Below are 19,842 nucleotides of genomic sequence, written 5' to 3'. Positions count from 1 at the left end.
CTGGGTGGGAGGAGCAACTACTGAAGACAGAACTGGACTTACTGTTGGAACATACAGCGTAACAATTACAGATGCAAACGGATGTACGGGAACGGTTTCTCCAACAGTAACTCAGCCTGCAACAGCAGTATCTGGAACCACAGCCGTGACTAATGTTGTCTGCAATGCCGGAACAACAGGGGCAATTGACCTGACTCCAGCCGGAGGAACAGCTCCCTATGCTTTTGACTGGGGAGGCGGGATTACTGCCGAAGACCGTACGGGATTAACTGCCGGTACCTATTCGGTAACCATTACCGATGCCAGCAGCTGTACCGCTATAGTTTCTGGAATTACGGTAACACAGCCTGCAGCTCTCTCTGGAACTGCAGCCGTGGTTAATGTTGTCTGCAATGCCGGAACAACAGGGGCTATCGACCTGACTCCATCTGGAGGAACAGCTCCTTATGCTTTTGACTGGGGCGGCGGGATTACTGCCGAAGACCGTACGGGATTGACTGCCGGTACCTATTCGGTAACCATTACCGATGCCAGCAACTGTACTGCTATAGTTTCTGGAATTACGGTAACACAGCCTGCTGCTCTCTCCGGAACTGCAGCCGTGACTAATGTTATCTGCAATGCCGGAACAACAGGGGCAATCGACCTGACTCCATCTGGAGGAACAGCTCCCTATGCTTTTGACTGGGGCGGCGGGATTACTGCCGAAGACCGTACGGGATTAACTGCCGGTACCTATTCGGTAACCATTACTGATGCCAGCAGCTGTACCGCTATAGTTTCTGGGATTACCGTAACACAGCCTGCTGCCCTCTCCGGAACTGCAGCCGTGGCTAATGTTGTCTGCAATGCCGGAACAACCGGAGCAATTGACCTGACTCCTGCCGGAGGAACAGCTCCTTATGCTTTTGACTGGGGTGGCGGGATTACTGCCGAAGACCGTACAGGATTAACTGCCGGTACCTATTCGGTTACCATTACCGATTCTAACGCCTGTACTGCTATAGTTTCTGGAATTACGGTAACACAGCCTGCTGCTCTCTCCGGAACTGCAGCCGTGACTAATGTTGTCTGCAATGCCGGAACAACAGGGGCTATCGACCTGACTCCAGCCGGAGGAACAGCTCCTTATGCTTTTGACTGGGGCGGCGGGATTACTGCCGAAGACCGTACGGGATTGACTGCCGGTACCTATTCGGTTACCATTACCGATTCTAACGCCTGTACTGCTATAGTTTCTGGAATTACGGTAACACAGCCTGCTGCTCTCTCTGGAACTGCAGCCGTGGTTAATGTTGTCTGCAATGCCGGAACAACAGGGGCAATCAACCTGACTCCATCTGGAGGAACAGCTCCTTATGCTTTTGACTGGGGAGGCGGGATTACTGCCGAAGACCGTACGGGATTAACTGCCGGTACCTATTCGGTAACCATTACTGATGCCAGCAGCTGTACCGCTATAGTTTCTGGGATTACCGTAACACAGCCTGCTGCCCTCTCCGGAACTGCAGCCGTGGCTAATGTTGTCTGCAATGCCGGAACAACCGGAGCAATCGACCTGACTCCATCTGGAGGAACAGCTCCTTATGCTTTTGACTGGGGAGGCGGGATTACTGCCGAAGACCGTACAGGATTGACTGCCGGTACCTATTCGGTAACCATTACCGATTCTAACGCCTGTACCGCTATAGTTTCTGGAATTACGGTAACACAGCCTGCAGCTCTCTCTGGAACTGCAGCCGTGACTAATGTTATATGCAATGCCGGAACAACCGGAGCAATTGACCTGACTCCATCTGGAGGAACAGCTCCCTATGCTTTTGACTGGGGAGGCGGGATTACTGCCGAAGACCGTACGGGATTGACTGCCGGTACCTATTCGGTAACCATTACCGATGCCAGCAGCTGTACTGCTATAGTTTCTGGAATTACGGTAACACAGCCTGCTGCTCTCTCCGGAACTGCAGCCGTGACTAATGTTGTCTGCAATGCCGGAACAACAGGGGCAATCGACCTGACTCCATCCGGAGGAACAGCTCCTTATGCTTTTGACTGGGGAGGCGGGATTACTGCCGAAGACCGTACGGGATTAACTGCCGGTACCTATTCGGTTACCATTACCGATGCCAGCAGCTGTACTGCTGTCGTTTCTGGAATTACGGTAACACAGCCTGCTGCTCTCTCCGGAACTGCAACCGTGACTAATGTTATCTGCAATGCCGGAACAACAGGGGCAATCGACCTGACTCCATCCGGAGGAACAGCTCCTTATGCTTTTGACTGGGGAGGCGGGATTACTGCCGAAGACCGTACGGGATTAACTGCCGGTACCTATTCGGTTACCATTACCGATTCTAACGCCTGTACTGCTGTCGTTTCTGGAATTACGGTAACACAGCCTGCTGCTCTCTCCGGAACTGCAGCCGTGACTAATGTTATCTGCAATGCCGGAACAACAGGGGCAATCGACCTGACTCCTGCCGGAGGAACAGCTCCTTATGCTTTTGACTGGAGCGGCGGGATTACTGCCGAAGACCGTACGGGATTAACTGCCGGTACCTATTCGGTAACCATTACTGATGCCAGCAGCTGTACCGCTATAGTTTCTGGAATTACGGTAACACAGCCTGCTGCTCTCTCCGGAACTGCAGCCGTGACTAATGTTATCTGCAATGCCGGAACAACCGGAGCAATTGACCTGACTCCTGCCGGAGGAACAGCTCCCTATGCTTTTGACTGGGGAGGCGGGATTACTGCCGAAGACCGTACGGGATTGACTGCCGGTACCTATTCGGTAACCATTACCGATGCCAGCAGCTGTACCGCTATAGTTTCTGGAATTACGGTAACACAGCCTGCTGCTCTCTCCGGAACTGCAGCCGTGACTAATGTTATCTGCAACGCCGGAACAACTGGAGCAATCGACCTGACTCCATCTGGAGGAACAGCTCCTTATGCTTTTGACTGGGGCGGCGGGATTACTGCCGAAGACCGTACAGGATTGACTGCCGGTACCTATTCGGTTACCATTACCGATTCTAACGCCTGTACCGCTGTCGTTTCTGGGATTACGGTAACACAGCCTGCTGCCCTCTCCGGAACTGCAGCCGTGACTAATGTTATCTGCAATGCCGGAACAACAGGGGCAATTGACCTGACTCCTGCCGGAGGAACAGCTCCTTATGCTTTTGACTGGGGCGGCGGGATTACTGCCGAAGACCGTACAGGATTAACTGCCGGTACCTATTCGGTAACCATTACTGATTCTAACGCCTGTACCGCTATAGTTTCTGGAATTACGGTAACACAGCCTGCTGCTCTCTCTGGAACTGCAGCCGTGGTTAATGTTGTCTGCAATGCCGGAACAACAGGGGCAATTGACCTGACTCCAGCCGGAGGAACAGCTCCTTATGCTTTTGACTGGGGCGGCGGGATTACTGCCGAAGACCGTACGGGATTAACTGCCGGTACCTATTCGGTTACCATTACCGATGCCAGCAGCTGTACCGCTATAGTTTCTGGGATTACCGTAACACAGCCTGCTGCTCTCTCCGGAACTGCAGCCGTGGCTAATGTTATCTGCAATGCCGGAACAACAGGGGCAATTGACCTGACTCCTGCCGGAGGAATAGCTCCTTATGCTTTTGACTGGGGAGGCGGGATTACTGCCGAAGACCGTACGGGATTAACTGCCGGTACCTATTCGGTTACCATTACCGATTCTAACGCCTGTACCGCTATAGTTTCTGGAATTACGGTAACACAGCCTGCTGCTCTCTCTGGAACTGCAGCCGTGACTAATGTTATCTGCAACGCCGGAACAACAGGAGCAATTGACCTGACTCCATCTGGAGGAACAGCTCCTTATGCTTTTGACTGGGGCGGCGGGATTACTGCCGAAGACCGTACAGGATTGACTGCCGGTACCTATTCGGTTACCATTACCGATTCTAACGCCTGTACCGCTGTCGTTTCTGGGATTACGGTAACACAGCCTGCTGCCCTCTCCGGAACTGCAGACGTGACTAATGTTATCTGCAATGCCGGAACAACCGGAGCAATCGACCTGACTCCATCTGGAGGAACAGCTCCTTATGCTTTTGACTGGGGCGGCGGGATTACTGCCGAAGACCGTACGGGATTAACTGCCGGTACCTATTCGGTAACCATTACTGATGCCAGCAGCTGTACCGCTATAGTTTCTGGGATTACCGTAACACAGCCTGCTGCCCTCTCCGGAACTGCAGCCGTGGCTAATGTTGTCTGCAATGCCGGAACAACCGGAGCAATTGACCTGACTCCTGCCGGAGGAACAGCTCCTTATGCTTTTGACTGGGGAGGCGGGATTACTGCCGAAGACCGTACGGGATTAACTGCCGGTACCTATTCGGTTACCATTACCGATTCTAACGCCTGTACTGCTGTCGTTTCTGGAATTACGGTAACACAGCCTGCTGCTCTCTCCGGAACTGCAGCCGTGGCTAATGTTATCTGCAATGCCGGAACAACAGGGGCAATCGACCTGACTCCTGCCGGAGGAACAGCTCCTTATGCTTTTGACTGGGGCGGCGGGATTACTGCCGAAGACCGTACAGGATTAACTGCCGGTACCTATTCGGTTACCATTACCGATGCCAGCAGCTGTACCGCTATAGTTTCTGGAATTACGGTAACACAGCCTGCTGCTCTCTCCGGAACTGCAGCCGTGGCTAATGTTGTCTGCAATGCCGGAACAACAGGGGCTATCGACCTGACTCCATCTGGAGGAACAGCTCCTTATGCTTTTGACTGGGGAGGCGGGATTACTGCCGAAGACCGTACGGGATTAACTGCCGGTACCTATTCGGTTACCATTACCGATTCTAACGCCTGTACTGCTGTCGTTTCTGGAATTACGGTAACACAGCCTGCTGCTCTCTCCGGAACTGCAACCGTGACTAATGTTATCTGCAATGCCGGAACAACAGGGGCAATCGACCTGACTCCATCCGGAGGAACAGCTCCTTATGCTTTTGACTGGGGAGGCGGGATTACTGCCGAAGACCGTACGGGATTAACTGCCGGTACCTATTCGGTTACCATTACCGATTCTAACGCCTGTACTGCTGTCGTTTCTGGAATTACGGTAACACAGCCTGCTGCTCTCTCCGGAACTGCAGCCGTGGCTAATGTTATCTGCAATGCCGGAACAACAGGGGCAATCGACCTGACTCCTGCCGGAGGAACAGCTCCTTATGCTTTTGACTGGAGCGGCGGGATTACTGCCGAAGACCGTACGGGATTAACTGCCGGTACCTATTCGGTAACCATTACTGATGCCAGCAGCTGTACCGCTATAGTTTCTGGAATTACGGTAACACAGCCTGCTGCTCTCTCTGGAACTGCAGCCGTGGTTAATGTTATCTGCAACGCCGGAACAACAGGGGCAATCGACCTGACTCCATCTGGAGGAACAGCTCCTTATGCTTTTGACTGGGGAGGCGGGATTACTGCCGAAGACCGTACAGGATTGACTGCCGGTACCTATTCGGTAACCATTACCGATTCTAACGCCTGTACCGCTATAGTTTCTGGAATTACGGTAACACAGCCTGCTGCTCTCACTGGAACTGCAGCCGTGACTAATGTTATCTGCAATGCCGGAACAACCGGAGCAATTGACCTGACTCCATCTGGAGGAACAGCTCCTTATGCTTTTGACTGGGGAGGCGGGATTACTGCCGAAGACCGTACGGGATTGACTGCCGGTACCTATTCGGTAACCATTACCGATGCCAGCAACTGTACTGCTATAGTTTCTGGAATTACGGTAACACAGCCTGCTGCTCTCTCCGGAACTGCAGCCGTGACTAATGTTATCTGCAATGCCGGAACAACAGGGGCAATCGACCTGACTCCATCCGGAGGAACAGCTCCTTATGCTTTTGACTGGGGAGGCGGGATTACTGCCGAAGACCGTACAGGATTGACTGCCGGTACCTATTCGGTTACCATTACCGATTCTAACGCCTGTACCGCTGTCGTTTCTGGGATTACGGTAACACAGCCTGCTGCAGTAAATGCAACTGGGACTCAAACAAACGTGTCCTGCAACGGAGGATCTAATGGCAGCGCAACAGTTTTTCCTACTGGAGGAACTCCAGGTTATACTTATTCTTGGGCACCATCTGGCGGAACGGCTGCAACCGCTACAGGACTTGTCGCGGGAACCTATACTGTAACTATAACAGATGCGAACGGTTGTCAAGCAACCCAATCTTTCACAATTACCGATTCTATTGCATTAGCTGTACCGGCTGTGGCCATAACGGATGCGTCCTGTTCGGCTGACGGAACGGCTACAGTATCCAATTACTCGGCTGGACTAACCTATACGTCTGCTCCATCGGGAGCTACGGTAGACGCAGCGGGGCTTATTTCAGGTACTGCCGGAACGGCTTATACCTTCACGGCAGCCAATGCCTCGGGATGTACTTCGGCAGCTTCTGCTCCCGCAACTATTCCAGTGCAATTGACCACACCGGCTGTACCAGCTGTGGCCATAACAGCTGCGACCTGTTCGGCTGACGGAACTGCTGCAGTATCCAATTACTCGGCTGGACTCACCTATACATCTGCTCCAGCAGGTGCAACCGTAGGCGCTTTGGGAGCCATTAACGGTACTGCCGGAATAGCTTATACCTTCACAGCAGCCAATGCCTCGGGATGTACTTCGGCAGCTTCTGCTCCCGTAACTATTCCGGTGCAATTGTCCACACCAGCTTTACCAGCTGTGGCCATAACCGCTGCGACCTGTTTGGCTGACGGAACTGCTGCAGTATCCAATTACTCGGCTGGACTAACCTATACTTCTGCTCCATCGGGAGCAACGGTAAGCGCTTTGGGAGCCATTAACGGTATTGCAGGAACGGCTTATACTTTCACGGCAGCCAATGCCTCGGGATGTACTTCGGCAGCATCTGCTTCCGTAACTATTCCAGTGCAATTGGCCACACCGGCTATACCAGCTGTGGCCATAACGGCTGCGACCTGTTTGGCTGACGGAACAGCTGCAGTATCCAATTACTCGGCTGGACTCACCTATACGTCTGCTCCAGCGGGAGCTACGGTAGACGCAGCGGGGCTTATTTCAGGTACTGCCGGAACGGCTTATACCTTCACGGCAGCCAATGCCTCGGGATGTACTTCGGCAGCTACTGCTCCCGTAACTATTCCAGTGCAATTGGCCACACCGGCTGTACCAGCTGTAGCCATAACGGCTGCGACCTGTTTGGCTGACGGAAGAGCTACGGTATCCAATTTCTCGGCTGGACTCACCTATACGTCTGCTCCAGCAGGTGCAACCGTAGGCGCTTTGGGAGCCATTAACGGTACTGCCGGAATAGCTTATACCTTCACGGCAGCCAATGCTTCGGGATGTACTTCGGCAGCTTCTGCTCCCGTAACTATTCCGGTGCAATTGGCCACACCGGCTGTACCAGCTGTAGCCATAACGGATGCGTCCTGTTCGGCTGACGGAACGGCTGCAGTATCCAATTATTCGGCTGGACTCATCTACACCTCTGCTCCATCGGGAGCAACGGTAGACGCTTTGGGAGCCATTAATGGTACTGCCGGAATAGCTTATACCTTCACAGCAGCCAATGCATCGGGATGTACTTCGGCAGCTTCAGCTCCCGTAACCATTCCAATGCAATTGGCCACACCGGCTGTACCAGCTGTAGCCATAACGGCTGCGACCTGTTCGGCTGATGGAATAGCTACGGTATCCAATTACTCGGCTGAACTCACCTATACGTCTTCTCCAGCAGGGGCAACCGTAGGCGCTTTGGGAGCCATTAACGGTACGGCTGGAATAGCTTATACCTTCACGGCAGTCAATGCATCGGGATGTACTTCGGCAGCTACTGCTCCCGTAACTATTCCAGTGCAATTGGTAGTAAATATAAATAATGCAGTAACCCTAAATTCAGGTGTTTTAACAGCTGCCCAAACTGGTGCTGATTACCAATGGTACAACTGTACTGGCAACATTCCTGTTGGTAGTAATAGTGAGATCTTCACCCCAACACAAATTGATGATTACAAAGTAGTCATCACTCTAGGAGGCTGTACGGTAACGTCCGACTGTATAACAGTTTCAACATTAGGAACTACTGATTTTGAAACTACTTCTACATTATCTATTTATCCTAATCCAAGTCAAGGAACAGTATATATTGAGACTGAAACAAGTGGTGAATACCAAGTGATAAACCAATTAGGTCAAATTGTAAAAACATTCAAAATTAAGGCTGATGTAATCAATACTATCGATTTACAAAACTTGAATGACAGCATGTATTTTATAAAAGAAGTTAATCATGCTAAAAGCAAATCACATAAACTCCTAATTAAAAAATAGTTTAAAGGATTAATTTAAATTAAAAGAAGCTGACCAAAATTTATTTGGTCAGCTTCTTCATTTACAATAAATAACCTCAAATTTTAAAAGAGATTACGCCATTTTTATTGGAATAATCTCTTTTTATATTATTTTAAAACTCTTAATACAATTTTAAAAAGGAACATCACCATCATCATCGTCATCATTATTAAAATTACTTCCAAAGGCCTCATTTGCAGAAGGAAGATTTTTGGTAATAAATGAGCTGTCATCATGATTCATACTTGATGGCAAATCATCATAACCGCCTCCATAATCTTCTAAATTATCGAAACGTCCCAGATGCCCAATAAATTTCAAACGGACATTTTCGATACCACCATTTCTATGTTTCGCAATCATGATTTCGGCTTGCCCAGCTGTTGGAGAAGCTTCTTCATCATCCCATTCATCAATTTTATAATACTCTGGACGGTATAAAAACGAAACGATATCGGCATCCTGCTCAATTGCTCCCGATTCACGAAGATCCGAAAGCAAAGGTCTCTTGCTCGATCCACGCGTTTCTACCGCACGCGATAACTGTGACAATGCAATTACGGGAACATTCAATTCCTTTGCCAATGCCTTAAGGTTTCGGGAAATTGTAGAGATTTCCTGTTCCCTGTTTCCTCCGCCTTTACCGGCAGCGCCACCAGCAGTCATTAACTGCAGATAATCAATAATGATGATTTTAATACCATGCTGCGATACCAGACGTCTTGCTTTTGCACGTAAATCAAAAATGGACAAAGAAGGTGTGTCATCAATGAAAATAGGTGCTTTTTCGAGGTTCTTAACTTTGGTGCTAAGCTGTTCCCACTCGTGTTTTTCTAATTTTCCAGTACGCAATTTCTCTGAGGACAATCCTGTCTCTGAAGAAATCAAACGTGTAATCAGCTGTACCGATGCCATCTCCAGCGAAAACAAAGCAACAGGCTGATTAAAATCGATAGCGATATTTCTAGTCATCGACAATACAAAAGCTGTTTTCCCCATCGCAGGTCTAGCCGCGATAATAATTAAATCACTTGGCTGCCAGCCGGAAGTAAGTTTGTCTAATTTATCAAAACCAGTAGCTACTCCTGAAAGTCCTTCCTGTCCCGCAATTTCTTCAATACGTTTTTTGGCCTGCAGTACTAAGCTTTGAGCGGTTTCAGAGCTTCGTTTGATATTTCCCTGCGTAACTTCATATAGCTTGGATTCAGCTTTGTCCAATAAATCAAATACATCTGTAGTCTCATCATAAGAATCTTCGATAATTTCAGATGAAATACGAATCAAGCTTCGCTGAATAAATTTTTGAAGAATAATTCTGGAGTGAAATTCGATATGCGCTGATGACGAAATTTTTTGCGTGAGCTGAATAAGATAAAAATCACCGCCTGCAAGATCTAACTTCGCATTCTTTCGAAGCTGAGCCGAAACGGTCAATAAATCGATCGGCTGAGTATCATTAAATAACTGAATAATGGCTTCAAAAATATATTTGTGAGCATCTTTATAAAATGCATCGGGCTGCAGGATATCAATTACCTCATCTACCCCTTTTTTATCAATCATCATAGCCCCGAGTACAGCTTCTTCCAGATCTAATGCTTGCGGAGGCAGTTTTCCTTTTTCCAGGTTTATAATTGTTGTTTTGTCCACTTTAATTGGACTCATATTTTTGAAATTTTCCATGTAGCGAAAGTAACCAAATTTTAAAAAAATACACAATTGAGTTATTACTTCTCATTGTTTATAAATAAGCTTTTTTTGTTTATAACCAAAAAAAAATCCGAAACGGCAAGGCTTCGGATTAAAATCTTAAAAATGATGTTTATTCTTTGAACTCGCCCATTTTACAGTATTTCTCCATTCTTTGAGCGATTAAATCTTCTGTTGATAAGTCTTTCAATTCGTTATATCCTTTCAAGATATACTGCTCTACTGTATTGAAGGTTGCCTCTCTATCATAATGAGCTCCTCCTAGAGGTTCTGGTATGATATCATCAACTAATTTCTGTTTTTTCATATCGGCAGAAGTCAATTTCAAAGCTTCTGCAGCTTGTTCCTTGTAATCCCAGCTTTTCCACAAAATGGACGAACAGGATTCGGGTGAAATTACCGAATACCAGGTGTTTTCTAACATATAAACCCGGTCTCCAACACCAATTCCTAAGGCTCCGCCAGAAGCACCTTCACCGACAATAACAGTTATAATAGGTACTTTTAAAAGAACCATTTCAAAAATATTTCTTGCAATGGCCTCCCCTTGTCCACGCTCTTCGGCTTCTAGTCCTGGATAAGCACCCGGTGTATCGATTAAGGTAACAACAGGAATGCCAAACTTCTCGGCCATTTTCATCAAGCGTAATGCTTTTCTGTACCCTTCTGGGTTAGCCATCCCGAAATTTCTATATTGACGAGTTTTTGTATTTGTCCCTTTTTGCTGGCCTATAATCATAAAAGATTGTCCGCCTATTTTGCCTAGACCACCAATCATGGCTTTATCGTCTTTAAAACCTCTATCTCCGTGAAGCTCTAAAAAAGTATCTCCACAAAGTCCTTTAATATGATCTAATGTATAAGGTCTGCTAGGATGTCTTGACAATTGTACCCGCTGCCAAGCTGTCAGGTTTTTATAAATCTGTTTTTTGGTATCCTCTAATTTCTTATTGATCTGCTTGCAGGTATTGGTCACATCAACCTCAGATTCTAACCCAATTATAACGCATTTATCTAATTGCTCTTCAAGTTCTTTTATGGGAAGCTCAAAATCTAAATATTCCATAGGATTTGTGCGGATTTATTATTTTTTCAATTTTCAATTTGGAACTGCAAATATAAAATTTAATATCGTTTTACACTTACTTTTTACTTAACTAAAAAAAAATAGATTTTAAAAAAACAAAAAATCTTACAATTAGTCTTCCTTTCTATAGTGTTTTATAATGCCATTGGATAGTACCGTTATTACAATTACAATTGCGCCAATATAAAATTCTGTACTCATTTTTTCTTTTCCACCAATGATAAAATACGCCAGAACAATTCCATAAACTGGCTCTAAATTAGTAGTCAGCATTACTGTGTATGGAGATAATTTCCTCATTACTCTTACAGATGCCGTAAAAGCATAAGCCGTACAAATCGAAGCCAATACTAAAATCAAAATCCAGTTTTTGGCTGTCATTACAAAAATATCTGCCGAGAAAGAACCTTGAAATAAAAAATAAATCGAGATGAAAATAAAACCCGCCAAAAACTCATAAAAAGAAATTACCGACGGATCATGATTAACGATTAATTTGCCATTCATCAAAGTGAACAAGACACCTAATATAATAGAAACAAGCGCCAATAGCATGCCACTCCAATAATTGATTTCGACCTGCATAATCAAGCCTAAGCCTGCTATGATTATCAATCCAAAAAACACTTCGTACCAAAGTACTTTCCTGCCATAAAATAAGGGTTCCAGCAATGATGCAAAAAAAGCGCCCAGTGAAAAAACCGACAAGGTAATGGAGACCGTTGACACTTTTATCGCTTGGAAAAAGAAAACCCAATGCAGGGCAATCAACAGCCCTACAAATGTAAATCTGGCTAAAATTTTTGGAGTGACCTTAAATGACTTTTTTCTTGCTTTAATAAAGCAGGCCAGAAAAACTGCTGCAAAAAACATTCTGTACCAGACCAGAAAATCAGACTCAATGGTAATTAATGCTCCTAAAATTGCTGTAAAACCCCAGATAAAAACAATTAAATGCAGATTAAGGTAGCTTTTTAAATTATCGTTTTGCATTTCGTAGTAAATAAACAGCTAATATTCCAAAAACTATATTGGGCAGCCAGACTGCCAATAAGGGCGAGAAACTTGATTTTTCGGCCAATACACCAAATATTTTATCAAAAAAGACAAATGAAAATGCTACTGCAATACCAATTGCCAGATTGACTCCCATCCCTCCTCTGCGTTTCATTGAAGATACAGAAACTGCTATAATAGTTAATATAAATGCCGACACGGGAACGCTGTATTTTTTATACAAAACCACCAGATAGACATTAATATTAGAAGAGCCCCGTTTTTTTTCTTTATCAATGAATGCATTTAAATCTCCCAGGCTCAAAGTCTCAGCAATATAAACCACTGGAGCCAGATCCTGAAGATCAAAACTGAATTTCATCTTCTTTTCGGGTACTTTTTCGATTACATCATTTTCAGGTCCCACTGTACGTTTGGTATAATCATACAAGGTATAATTCTTTTCTTTGGGATTCCATTTGATTCGGCTTGCGGTAATCTTAAACTCCAGCTTTTCTTTCTTAAATCGTTCTAAAGAAAAATTATAAGCCATTTGAGCCTCATTATTAAAGCTGTTTACATAGATAAAATCGTGATCGTTTATCTGCCGGTACACATCTGTATTATCGCCCTGCATGAGTTCTTTACCACCAGTCCGGAGATACGTATACCTAAAATTATTATAGCCCTCGCTAGACACCGGGATAACCCAGAATCCCATCAGCAAAACGATAATGGATATAATAGAAGCCCCAACAATATAAGGTCTCATAAATCTCGTAAACGAAATGCCAGAACTCAGGATCGCAATAATCTCCGTATCATTTGCCAGCTTGGATGTAAACCATATCACCGATATAAACAAAAATATCGGAAAGAGGTTATTCATGAAGTAAATCGTAAAATGATAATAATAAATAGCGATTTTTAAAACCGGCACTTCATTGGCAAGCATTTTATTGATTTTCTCCGATACATCTATAATTATTCCAATAGGAGCAAATAGCAAAAGCATCACTGCAAATGTGGCTAAATATCTTTTTAGAATATACTTATCTATTATTGTTAACATACATTTTGGTTGTTGGTTATTGGTTGTTGGCTGATAAAATTCTGACAACTATCAACTGCCAACTATCAACTGCCAACCATCAACTGATTTTATAATCGCTGGCTCATATTTTTAACCATCATTTCTTTCCAAGGCTTAAAATCCCCGGCTAAAATATGTTTTCTAGCTTCGCGGACTAACCACATGTAGAATCCAAGATTATGTATTGTTGCAATTTGTTTCCCTAAATATTCATTAGCAGCAAATAAATGACGTAAATACGCTTTGGAATATTCTGTATCCACAAATGTATGCCCCATTTCGTCTATTGGAGAGAAATCGGCTTCCCATTTTTTATTTTTGATATTGATCGTTCCATTAGCAGTAAACAGCATTCCGTTACGGGCATTACGTGTAGGCATCACGCAGTCGAACATGTCGATTCCAAGTGCAATATTCTCTAAAATATTAATCGGAGTACCAACACCCATTAAGTAACGCGGTTTATCTTCCGGAAGAATTTCACAAACGACTTCGGTCATAGCATACATTTCTTCGGCAGGTTCTCCCACTGAAAGTCCTCCGATAGCATTTCCTTGCTGTCCAGAATTGGCAATATATTCAGCCGATTGTCTTCTTAAATCTTTATATGTACTTCCCTGAACAATTGGAAAAAAGGTTTGCTCATAACCATATTTAAAAGGTAGTTTTTCCAAATGATTGATACAGCGGTCCAGCCAGCGGTGCGTCATGTGCATCGAACGCTGTGCATAGCGGTAATCACAAGGATAAGGCGTACATTCGTCAAAAGCCATGATAATATCGGCACCAATGGTACGCTGGATTTCCATCACATTTTCTGGGGTAAAAAAATGATACGAACCATCAATATGCGATTTAAACTTTACTCCTTCTTCCTTAATTTTTCGGTTTGCCGAAAGAGAATACACTTGATATCCTCCGGAATCAGTCAAAATATTACGATCCCAATTCATGAATTTATGCAATCCGCCCGCTTTTTCAAGAATCTCGGTTTGTGGACGCAAATACAAATGATAGGTATTTCCAAGAATAATATCAGGATTTATTTCTTCTTTCAATTCCCGTTGATGCACTCCTTTTACAGAGGCCGCAGTTCCAACAGGCATAAAAATGGGTGTTTCGATTACACCGTGATCTGTAGTAATACTTCCCGCACGCGCTTTCGACTGCGGATCTGTTTTTAGTAAATCAAACTTCATTTGTCTTTTTTATCTATTTTTTGGTAAAATGTAATTCACTTATAATCTCTTCCCTTAAAATGAAGATTAATTCTGGCTCATTACAAATATCCCTTTTATCAGTGCGCAAAGATAGGTTAATTTAAAACCCGCATCAAAAAAATATTTTTTACCCAAAACATCATCCCACAATAAATATCGTCATATTTTAACCATATCGAAAGTGATCGGACGCACATGTACAATTTTAAAACCCATGATTTAATTCTTAAAAAAGAAAAAAATTAGAATTATATTTTTAAATCAGCAATAAAACAACATTTTAGTTAAAATTGTCTTTAAAATCATTTGTCTCCCCGCAAAATAAAAATTACTTTTGCTCCAGTTTAACTTTTACATACAAAATGAAGCCTAACACACAACAATTAAACGATTTAACTATCCAAGTAAGAAGAGATATTCTTCGTATGGTTCATGCTGTTAATTCAGGTCACCCAGGAGGATCTCTAGGATGTACTGAATTTTTGGTAGCCTTGTACCAAAATATTATGGATCGCAAAGAAGGATTTGACATGGACGGAATTGGAGAAGATTTATTTTTCCTTTCAAACGGACATATTTCGCCTGTATTTTACAGCGTTTTGGCAAGAAGCGGTTATTTCCCAATAAATGAATTAGCGACTTTCCGTCTTATTAATTCAAGACTGCAAGGTCACCCTACAACTCACGATCACTTACCAGGAGTACGTATCGCATCAGGATCACTAGGACAAGGTTTATCTGTAGCGATTGGTGCTGCTCAGGCAAAAAAATTAAACAACGACAATCATATTGTTTACACACTTCACGGAGATGGTGAATTGCAGGAAGGTCAAAACTGGGAAGCAATTATGTATGCCTCTGCAAAAAATGTAGATAATCTTATAGCAACTGTTGACCTTAACGGAAAACAGATTGACGGTACTACCGATGAAGTTTTAGCAATGGGAAGCCTAAAAGCTAAATTTGAAGCTTTTGACTGGGAAGTTATCGAAATTACCAAAGGAAATGACATCGAAGCCATTATTGGAGGAATGAATGAAGCAAAAGCAAGAACTGGGAAAGGAAAACCAGTTTGTGTATTACTTCATACCGAAATGGGTAATGGTGTAGATTACATGATGTACAGCCATGCTTGGCACGGTAAAGCCCCAAATGATGCGCAGCTTGCAAATGCATTGGAACAAAACTATAACACTGGAGGTAATACAGATTATTAAAAATGCTTTATGCTTTATGCATTAAGCACTGCGCTTATTGCCTACAGCCTACGGCTTATAGCTTAAAAAAATGAAAAAATATATAAATACAGGAAGTAAAGATACCCGTTCAGGTTTTGGAGTGGGAATGACTGAATTAGGTCAAAAGAATGAAAATGTAGTAGCACTTTGTGCTGATTTAATTGGATCATTAAAATTTGATGATTTCAAAAAAAATCACCCAGAGCGTTTTTTCCAAATCGGTATTGCTGAAGCAAACATGATTGGAATCGCTGCTGGATTAACTATTGGAGGAAAAATTCCTTTCACAGGAACTTTTGCCAACTTTTCTACAGGAAGAGTGTATGACCAGATTCGCCAGTCAGTAGCATATTCTGAAAAGAATGTAAAAATCTGTGCTTCTCACGCAGGATTGACTCTTGGAGAAGACGGAGCTACTCACCAAATCCTTGAAGATATCGGATTAATGAAAATGCTTCCTGGAATGACTGTAATCAATACTTGTGATCACAATCAGACAAAAGCAGCTACACTGGCACTTGCTGATCATCATGGTCCAGCTTATCTTCGTTTTGGACGTCCTGTGGTACCTAACTTTACCCCTGCCGATGAACCTTTCGTAATTGGAAAAGCCATTATGCTTAATGAAGGAACTGATGTAACGATTATTGCTACCGGACATTTAGTTTGGGAAGCATTAGTTGCTGCCGAAGCTCTTGAAGCTAAAGGAATCTCTGCCGAAGTAATCAACATTCACACTATTAAACCTTTAGACGAAGAAGCTATTTTAAAATCAGTAGCCAAAACTAAATGTGTTGTTACTGCCGAAGAGCACAACATCCTTGGAGGTCTTGGCGAAAGTGTTTCTAGAGTATTAACTCTAAACCAGCCAGCTCCACAAGAGTTTGTAGCTGTTAATGACAGTTTTGGAGAATCTGGAACTCCTGAGCAATTAATGGAGAAATACAAATTAAACAATCAAGCGATTGTTGAAGCTGTAGAAAGAGTGATTAAAAGAAAGTAATTTTTTCGACATAAATACAAAATCCCATCTCGTTGTAAAAAATGGAGATGGGATTTTTTTAGGGTATCAATAAAACCCAAAGACTGAAGTTATCACACTGATTTACAAAGCTTTTTTTACATCAATATTCAAAGAAAAACAAAAAAAATCCCATTCACTGCAGAATGGGAATTGTTTTTTATTGACTCATTTTATGACAATCTTTGTCTAAATGCCGTTTTTTATTTTTATCGGCAGGTATTTTTCCGTCGCAATCTGGAATATCCTCAAATGCATAATAGGTTCCATCAGCTTTTTTAACTTCACCTCTAGTTGCATATCCATCACCATCATCATCAAAATCTAAGAAATTTGGAATGCCATCCTTATCTGTATCATCATCTTTTAAAACTCCCTCCACTAAAGTACTCACGTATCTATCATCATCCATATCTTCCTGATAAGAAGGTACACCATCGGCATCCTGATCAAATCTTTTTAAGGCATATAATTTAATACTGAATACCAACGGAGAATAAGCGGGTATTTTATCCTGAGCTTGATTATAATACCCTAATGCAGAAGGCAAAAACATTACTCCAACTCCAAAATCATTATAACTTATAGTCCCGTCACTCTTAGAAGAAACCCATCCTGTTTTAAATTGAGGAAAAGCCTCAGACCAACCACGAATAATACCCGTAGAACCGTCAAGTTCCCATTGCTTCTGACCATTATTAGAAGAATCAAACACCGTTCCAGTTTCATCCATTAAAGTTCCTTTATAACCAGCAAAAACCGCATCAACATTACATGGATATTCACCTCCCGCAGTTTGACCTGCATTTTTAAGTCCCTCTCTAACCAGCAAAGTATATATCTTATAATTTACACCACTTATCAATACGCTTCTAAAAGTCAGCCTTGGCAGCGTAGAACTATTTAAATAAGACCATAATGAGGGATAATTTTCTCCACTAAGAATTTTTTTTATAGTTATATCCTGATCTTCTGGAAAACCCGGCTTATTAACTATTTCACTAATATAAGAGGTCTTCAAATAATTATCAATAGTTAAACTGTCTATGGCATATTGTTCAGCATAAGGTTTAGGAGGTGTTACTTCGATATCATTATCGTCATCTTTATTACAAGAACTCACTGCGACAGCAGCAATTAAAAAAATAAAATAAAACTTAATTTTGCTCATTATTTAGGTATAGTTTAGGCCACAAATATACATTAATGATTTACTTTTGTAAAGTATTTAACTCCGATTTTAGAAAAATTCATGAGAATAGACAAATATTTATGGTGCGTAAGGTATTACAAAACCAGAAACATGGTTACTGAGGCATGTAAAAAAAATCATATCACAGTAAACGGCATCGTTGCAAAGCCTTCGAAGGAAGTTTTTCCTACTGATAAAATCACCTTTAGAAAAGATCAAATCACGCAGATAATCACCGTTCTTGACATTCCAGAGAGCCGAGTGGGCGCAAAACTTGTAGATATTTACCGAAAAAACGAAACACCAGCCGAAGCTTATGCTCATTTAGAATTATTGAAATTATCCAAAGAGCATTATAGAAAAACTGGAACAGGAAGACCTACAAAAAAAGACCGAAGAGATATTGATGAATTTGGAAATGACATTTCCGATGAAGATGAAACAGATTAAATCAATTTAAATTATCAGTTTAGATCTTGAATTGATGACATCAATTCAGCTAACTTTTTTATCTTTGAAAAAATAAAACTAATTCGCCATGAGCAAAAATATAATCCTCACCAATCAGCAAATTGAGCATACAACCAAAAGAATAGCTTATCAAATCTATGAAACTTTTGTTGAGGATGAAGAAATAGTGATTGCGGGAATTACTGACAATGGTTTTATTTTTGCCAAAAAAATTGCTGATGCATTAACAGCGATTTCTCCAATCAAAGTTTCACTTTGTGAAGTTCACACAAACAAACAAAATCCAGAACTGCCAATAACTACTTCTTTGACAAAAGAACAGTACAGCAACAAAGGATTAGTACTTGTAGATGACGTATTGAGTTCGGGAGCTACTTTAATATATGCTGTAAAACATTTTTTAGACGTTCCTTTAAAAAAGTTCAAAACCGTTGTTCTTGTTGACAGAAACCACAAAAAATTCCCAATTAAGGCCGATTTTAAAGGAATATCACTTTCTACTTCTCTATTAGAACATGTTGATGTTGTTCTTGGAAACGACGGAAATAGTTATGCCAGCCTAAGTTAATAGATTTAGAATATCATTTACCGTTTCTTCGATAGATTTATCATCTACATTCACTTTATGCTGTGCGTGGTTGTAATAGTAACTTCTATCAAAAAGATGCTTAGCAATAAACTCTTTCATTTCTTCCTCATTTTTATCTGCAATCAGAGGTCTTTTGCTTTTATTGGCTACTAATCTATTAAATAAAGTCTCAATAGATGCTTTTAAATAAATAGAAACAACCCCATCTTCAATTAGCAGTTCATGATTGTTAGCATAACACGGGGTTCCTCCGCCAAGTCCTATTATAATTTCATCCGGAGAATTCAATAATTCAAGAAAATAAGCACGTTCTAGCTTTCTAAAATGAATCTCACCTTGGGTTTCAAAAATATCTTTTATAGACATTTTTGTTTTTTCTTCGATATATTCATCTAAATCGACATAGGGCTTTGCAATCATTCCCGAAAGTTTTTGTGCAATTGTCGACTTACCGCAACCCATATAACCTAACAATATAATTTTTTTCATTTGAATAAGCCCTTACAAATTAAGGCGTTAAGATTATTTGTTTAAAAAAGACAAATTTATAATAATTTTGCTTGGAATCTTCGAAAAAAAGTCCTTATATTTGCACCCGCATTCAAGAAACGAAATGACTCGATAGCTCAGTCGGTAGAGCACATCACTTTTAATGATGGGGTCCTGGGTTCGAGCCCCAGTCGGGTCACAAATTATGTGACTAAAGCATAAGTTTCTTGAAGCAATGACTCGATAGCTCAGTCGGTAGAGCACATCACTTTTAATGATGGGGTCCTGGGTTCGAGCCCCAGTCGGGTCAC

At 42.6% G+C, this 19,842-nt stretch carries 12 protein-coding genes and 2 tRNA genes; 7 read left to right on the top strand and 7 right to left on the bottom strand.

Going from position 1 to position 19,842, the window contains the following annotated elements:
* Positions 1-4 precede the first annotated feature (4 nt).
* Positions 5-8,404 (top strand): T9SS type A sorting domain-containing protein, encoded by an 8,400-nt coding sequence (locus ABEG11_RS12300; protein ID WP_348824473.1) that lies wholly within the window; start codon positions 5-7, stop codon positions 8,402-8,404.
* A gap of 153 nt (positions 8,405-8,557) precedes the next feature.
* Here ABEG11_RS12300 and dnaB read toward each other — a convergent pair whose 3' ends face one another.
* The 5 genes from dnaB to tgt all read right to left on the bottom strand — a co-directional run bounded on the left by dnaB (position 8,558) and on the right by tgt (position 14,510).
* On the bottom strand, positions 8,558-10,108 hold the full coding sequence (gene dnaB, locus ABEG11_RS12295; RefSeq protein ID WP_348824472.1) for a replicative DNA helicase: 1,551 nt from the start codon (positions 10,106-10,108) through the stop codon (positions 8,558-8,560).
* A gap of 139 nt (positions 10,109-10,247) precedes the next feature.
* Positions 10,248-11,201 (bottom strand): acetyl-CoA carboxylase carboxyltransferase subunit alpha, encoded by a 954-nt coding sequence (locus tag ABEG11_RS12290; protein WP_348824471.1) that lies wholly within the window; start codon positions 11,199-11,201, stop codon positions 10,248-10,250.
* A 132-nt stretch (positions 11,202-11,333) separates the two neighbouring features.
* Positions 11,334-12,215 carry a DMT family transporter gene (locus ABEG11_RS12285; RefSeq protein WP_348824470.1) on the bottom strand — a complete coding sequence of 294 codons (882 nt, stop codon included), beginning with the start codon at positions 12,213-12,215 and terminating at the stop codon, positions 11,334-11,336.
* Entirely contained in the window at positions 12,202-13,290 is a 1,089-nt protein-coding gene (locus ABEG11_RS12280) for an LptF/LptG family permease (protein ID WP_348824469.1), read from the bottom strand. Before ABEG11_RS12280 ends, ABEG11_RS12285 begins: the two co-directional genes overlap by 14 nt.
* 89 nt (positions 13,291-13,379) lie before the next feature.
* Positions 13,380-14,510: a tRNA guanosine(34) transglycosylase Tgt gene (gene tgt / locus ABEG11_RS12275; RefSeq protein WP_348824468.1), complete on the bottom strand. Its 1,131-nt coding sequence runs from the start codon at positions 14,508-14,510 to the stop codon at positions 13,380-13,382.
* A 383-nt stretch (positions 14,511-14,893) separates the two neighbouring features.
* Here tgt and ABEG11_RS12270 point away from each other — a divergent pair, with 383 nt between their 5' ends.
* Together ABEG11_RS12270 and ABEG11_RS12265 are read left to right on the top strand one after the other, a co-directional pair.
* On the top strand, positions 14,894-15,748 hold the full coding sequence (locus ABEG11_RS12270; RefSeq protein ID WP_348824467.1) for a transketolase: 855 nt from the start codon (positions 14,894-14,896) through the stop codon (positions 15,746-15,748).
* Positions 15,749-15,818: 70 nt separating this feature from the next.
* Positions 15,819-16,772 carry a transketolase family protein gene (locus ABEG11_RS12265; protein ID WP_348824466.1) on the top strand — a complete coding sequence of 318 codons (954 nt, stop codon included), beginning with the start codon at positions 15,819-15,821 and terminating at the stop codon, positions 16,770-16,772.
* 178 nt (positions 16,773-16,950) lie between these two features.
* On the opposite strand, the gene bamM is transcribed toward ABEG11_RS12265, so the two are convergent.
* Entirely contained in the window at positions 16,951-17,961 is a 1,011-nt protein-coding gene (gene bamM / locus ABEG11_RS12260) for a BamM family beta-barrel-assembly machinery protein (protein WP_348824465.1), read from the bottom strand.
* Positions 17,962-18,042: 81 nt separating this feature from the next.
* Here bamM and ABEG11_RS12255 point away from each other — a divergent pair, with 81 nt between their 5' ends.
* Both ABEG11_RS12255 and ABEG11_RS12250 read left to right on the top strand, forming a co-directional pair.
* The gene (locus ABEG11_RS12255) at positions 18,043-18,432 is read left to right on the top strand and encodes an RNA-binding S4 domain-containing protein (RefSeq protein WP_348824464.1); all 390 of its coding nucleotides are present in this window, start codon (positions 18,043-18,045) and stop codon (positions 18,430-18,432) included.
* 88 nt (positions 18,433-18,520) lie between these two features.
* Positions 18,521-19,021 (top strand): phosphoribosyltransferase family protein, encoded by a 501-nt coding sequence (locus ABEG11_RS12250; protein ID WP_348824463.1) that lies wholly within the window; start codon positions 18,521-18,523, stop codon positions 19,019-19,021.
* Here the strand turns inward: ABEG11_RS12250 and ABEG11_RS12245 are convergent.
* Positions 19,013-19,531 carry a shikimate kinase gene (locus tag ABEG11_RS12245; RefSeq protein ID WP_348824462.1) on the bottom strand — a complete coding sequence of 173 codons (519 nt, stop codon included), beginning with the start codon at positions 19,529-19,531 and terminating at the stop codon, positions 19,013-19,015. The genes ABEG11_RS12250 and ABEG11_RS12245 overlap by 9 nt on opposite strands.
* 126 nt (positions 19,532-19,657) lie before the next feature.
* On the opposite strand from ABEG11_RS12245, the gene ABEG11_RS12240 reads away from it, so the two are divergent.
* Positions 19,658-19,730: transfer RNA gene (locus tag ABEG11_RS12240), tRNA-Lys, on the top strand.
* 38 nt (positions 19,731-19,768) lie between these two features.
* Positions 19,769-19,841, top strand: a tRNA-Lys gene (locus ABEG11_RS12235).
* Position 19,842 lies beyond the last annotated feature (1 nt).

It is taken from the genome of Flavobacterium aestuarii, assembly GCF_040049115.1.
GTDB lineage: Bacteria > Bacteroidota > Bacteroidia > Flavobacteriales > Flavobacteriaceae > Flavobacterium > Flavobacterium aestuarii.
This window is presented reverse-complemented; position numbering and strand designations above follow the sequence as displayed.

Bases quoted from the DNA above. Each gene is read 5' to 3' on its own strand.
- dnaB (WP_348824472.1), bottom strand. From the start codon at position 10,108: ATGGAAAATTTCAAAAATATGAGTCCAATTAAAGTGGACAAAACAACA.
- ABEG11_RS12290 (WP_348824471.1), bottom strand. From the start codon at position 11,201: ATGGAATATTTAGATTTTGAGCTTCCCATAAAAGAACTTGAAGAGCAA.
- ABEG11_RS12285 (WP_348824470.1), bottom strand. From the start codon at position 12,215: ATGCAAAACGATAATTTAAAAAGCTACCTTAATCTGCATTTAATTGTT.
- ABEG11_RS12280 (WP_348824469.1), bottom strand. From the start codon at position 13,290: ATGTTAACAATAATAGATAAGTATATTCTAAAAAGATATTTAGCCACA.
- tgt (WP_348824468.1), bottom strand. From the start codon at position 14,510: ATGAAGTTTGATTTACTAAAAACAGATCCGCAGTCGAAAGCGCGTGCG.
- ABEG11_RS12270 (WP_348824467.1), top strand. From the start codon at position 14,894: ATGAAGCCTAACACACAACAATTAAACGATTTAACTATCCAAGTAAGA.
- ABEG11_RS12265 (WP_348824466.1), top strand. From the start codon at position 15,819: ATGAAAAAATATATAAATACAGGAAGTAAAGATACCCGTTCAGGTTTT.
- bamM (WP_348824465.1), bottom strand. From the start codon at position 17,961: ATGAGCAAAATTAAGTTTTATTTTATTTTTTTAATTGCTGCTGTCGCA.
- ABEG11_RS12255 (WP_348824464.1), top strand. From the start codon at position 18,043: ATGAGAATAGACAAATATTTATGGTGCGTAAGGTATTACAAAACCAGA.
- ABEG11_RS12250 (WP_348824463.1), top strand. From the start codon at position 18,521: ATGAGCAAAAATATAATCCTCACCAATCAGCAAATTGAGCATACAACC.
- ABEG11_RS12245 (WP_348824462.1), bottom strand. From the start codon at position 19,531: ATGAAAAAAATTATATTGTTAGGTTATATGGGTTGCGGTAAGTCGACA.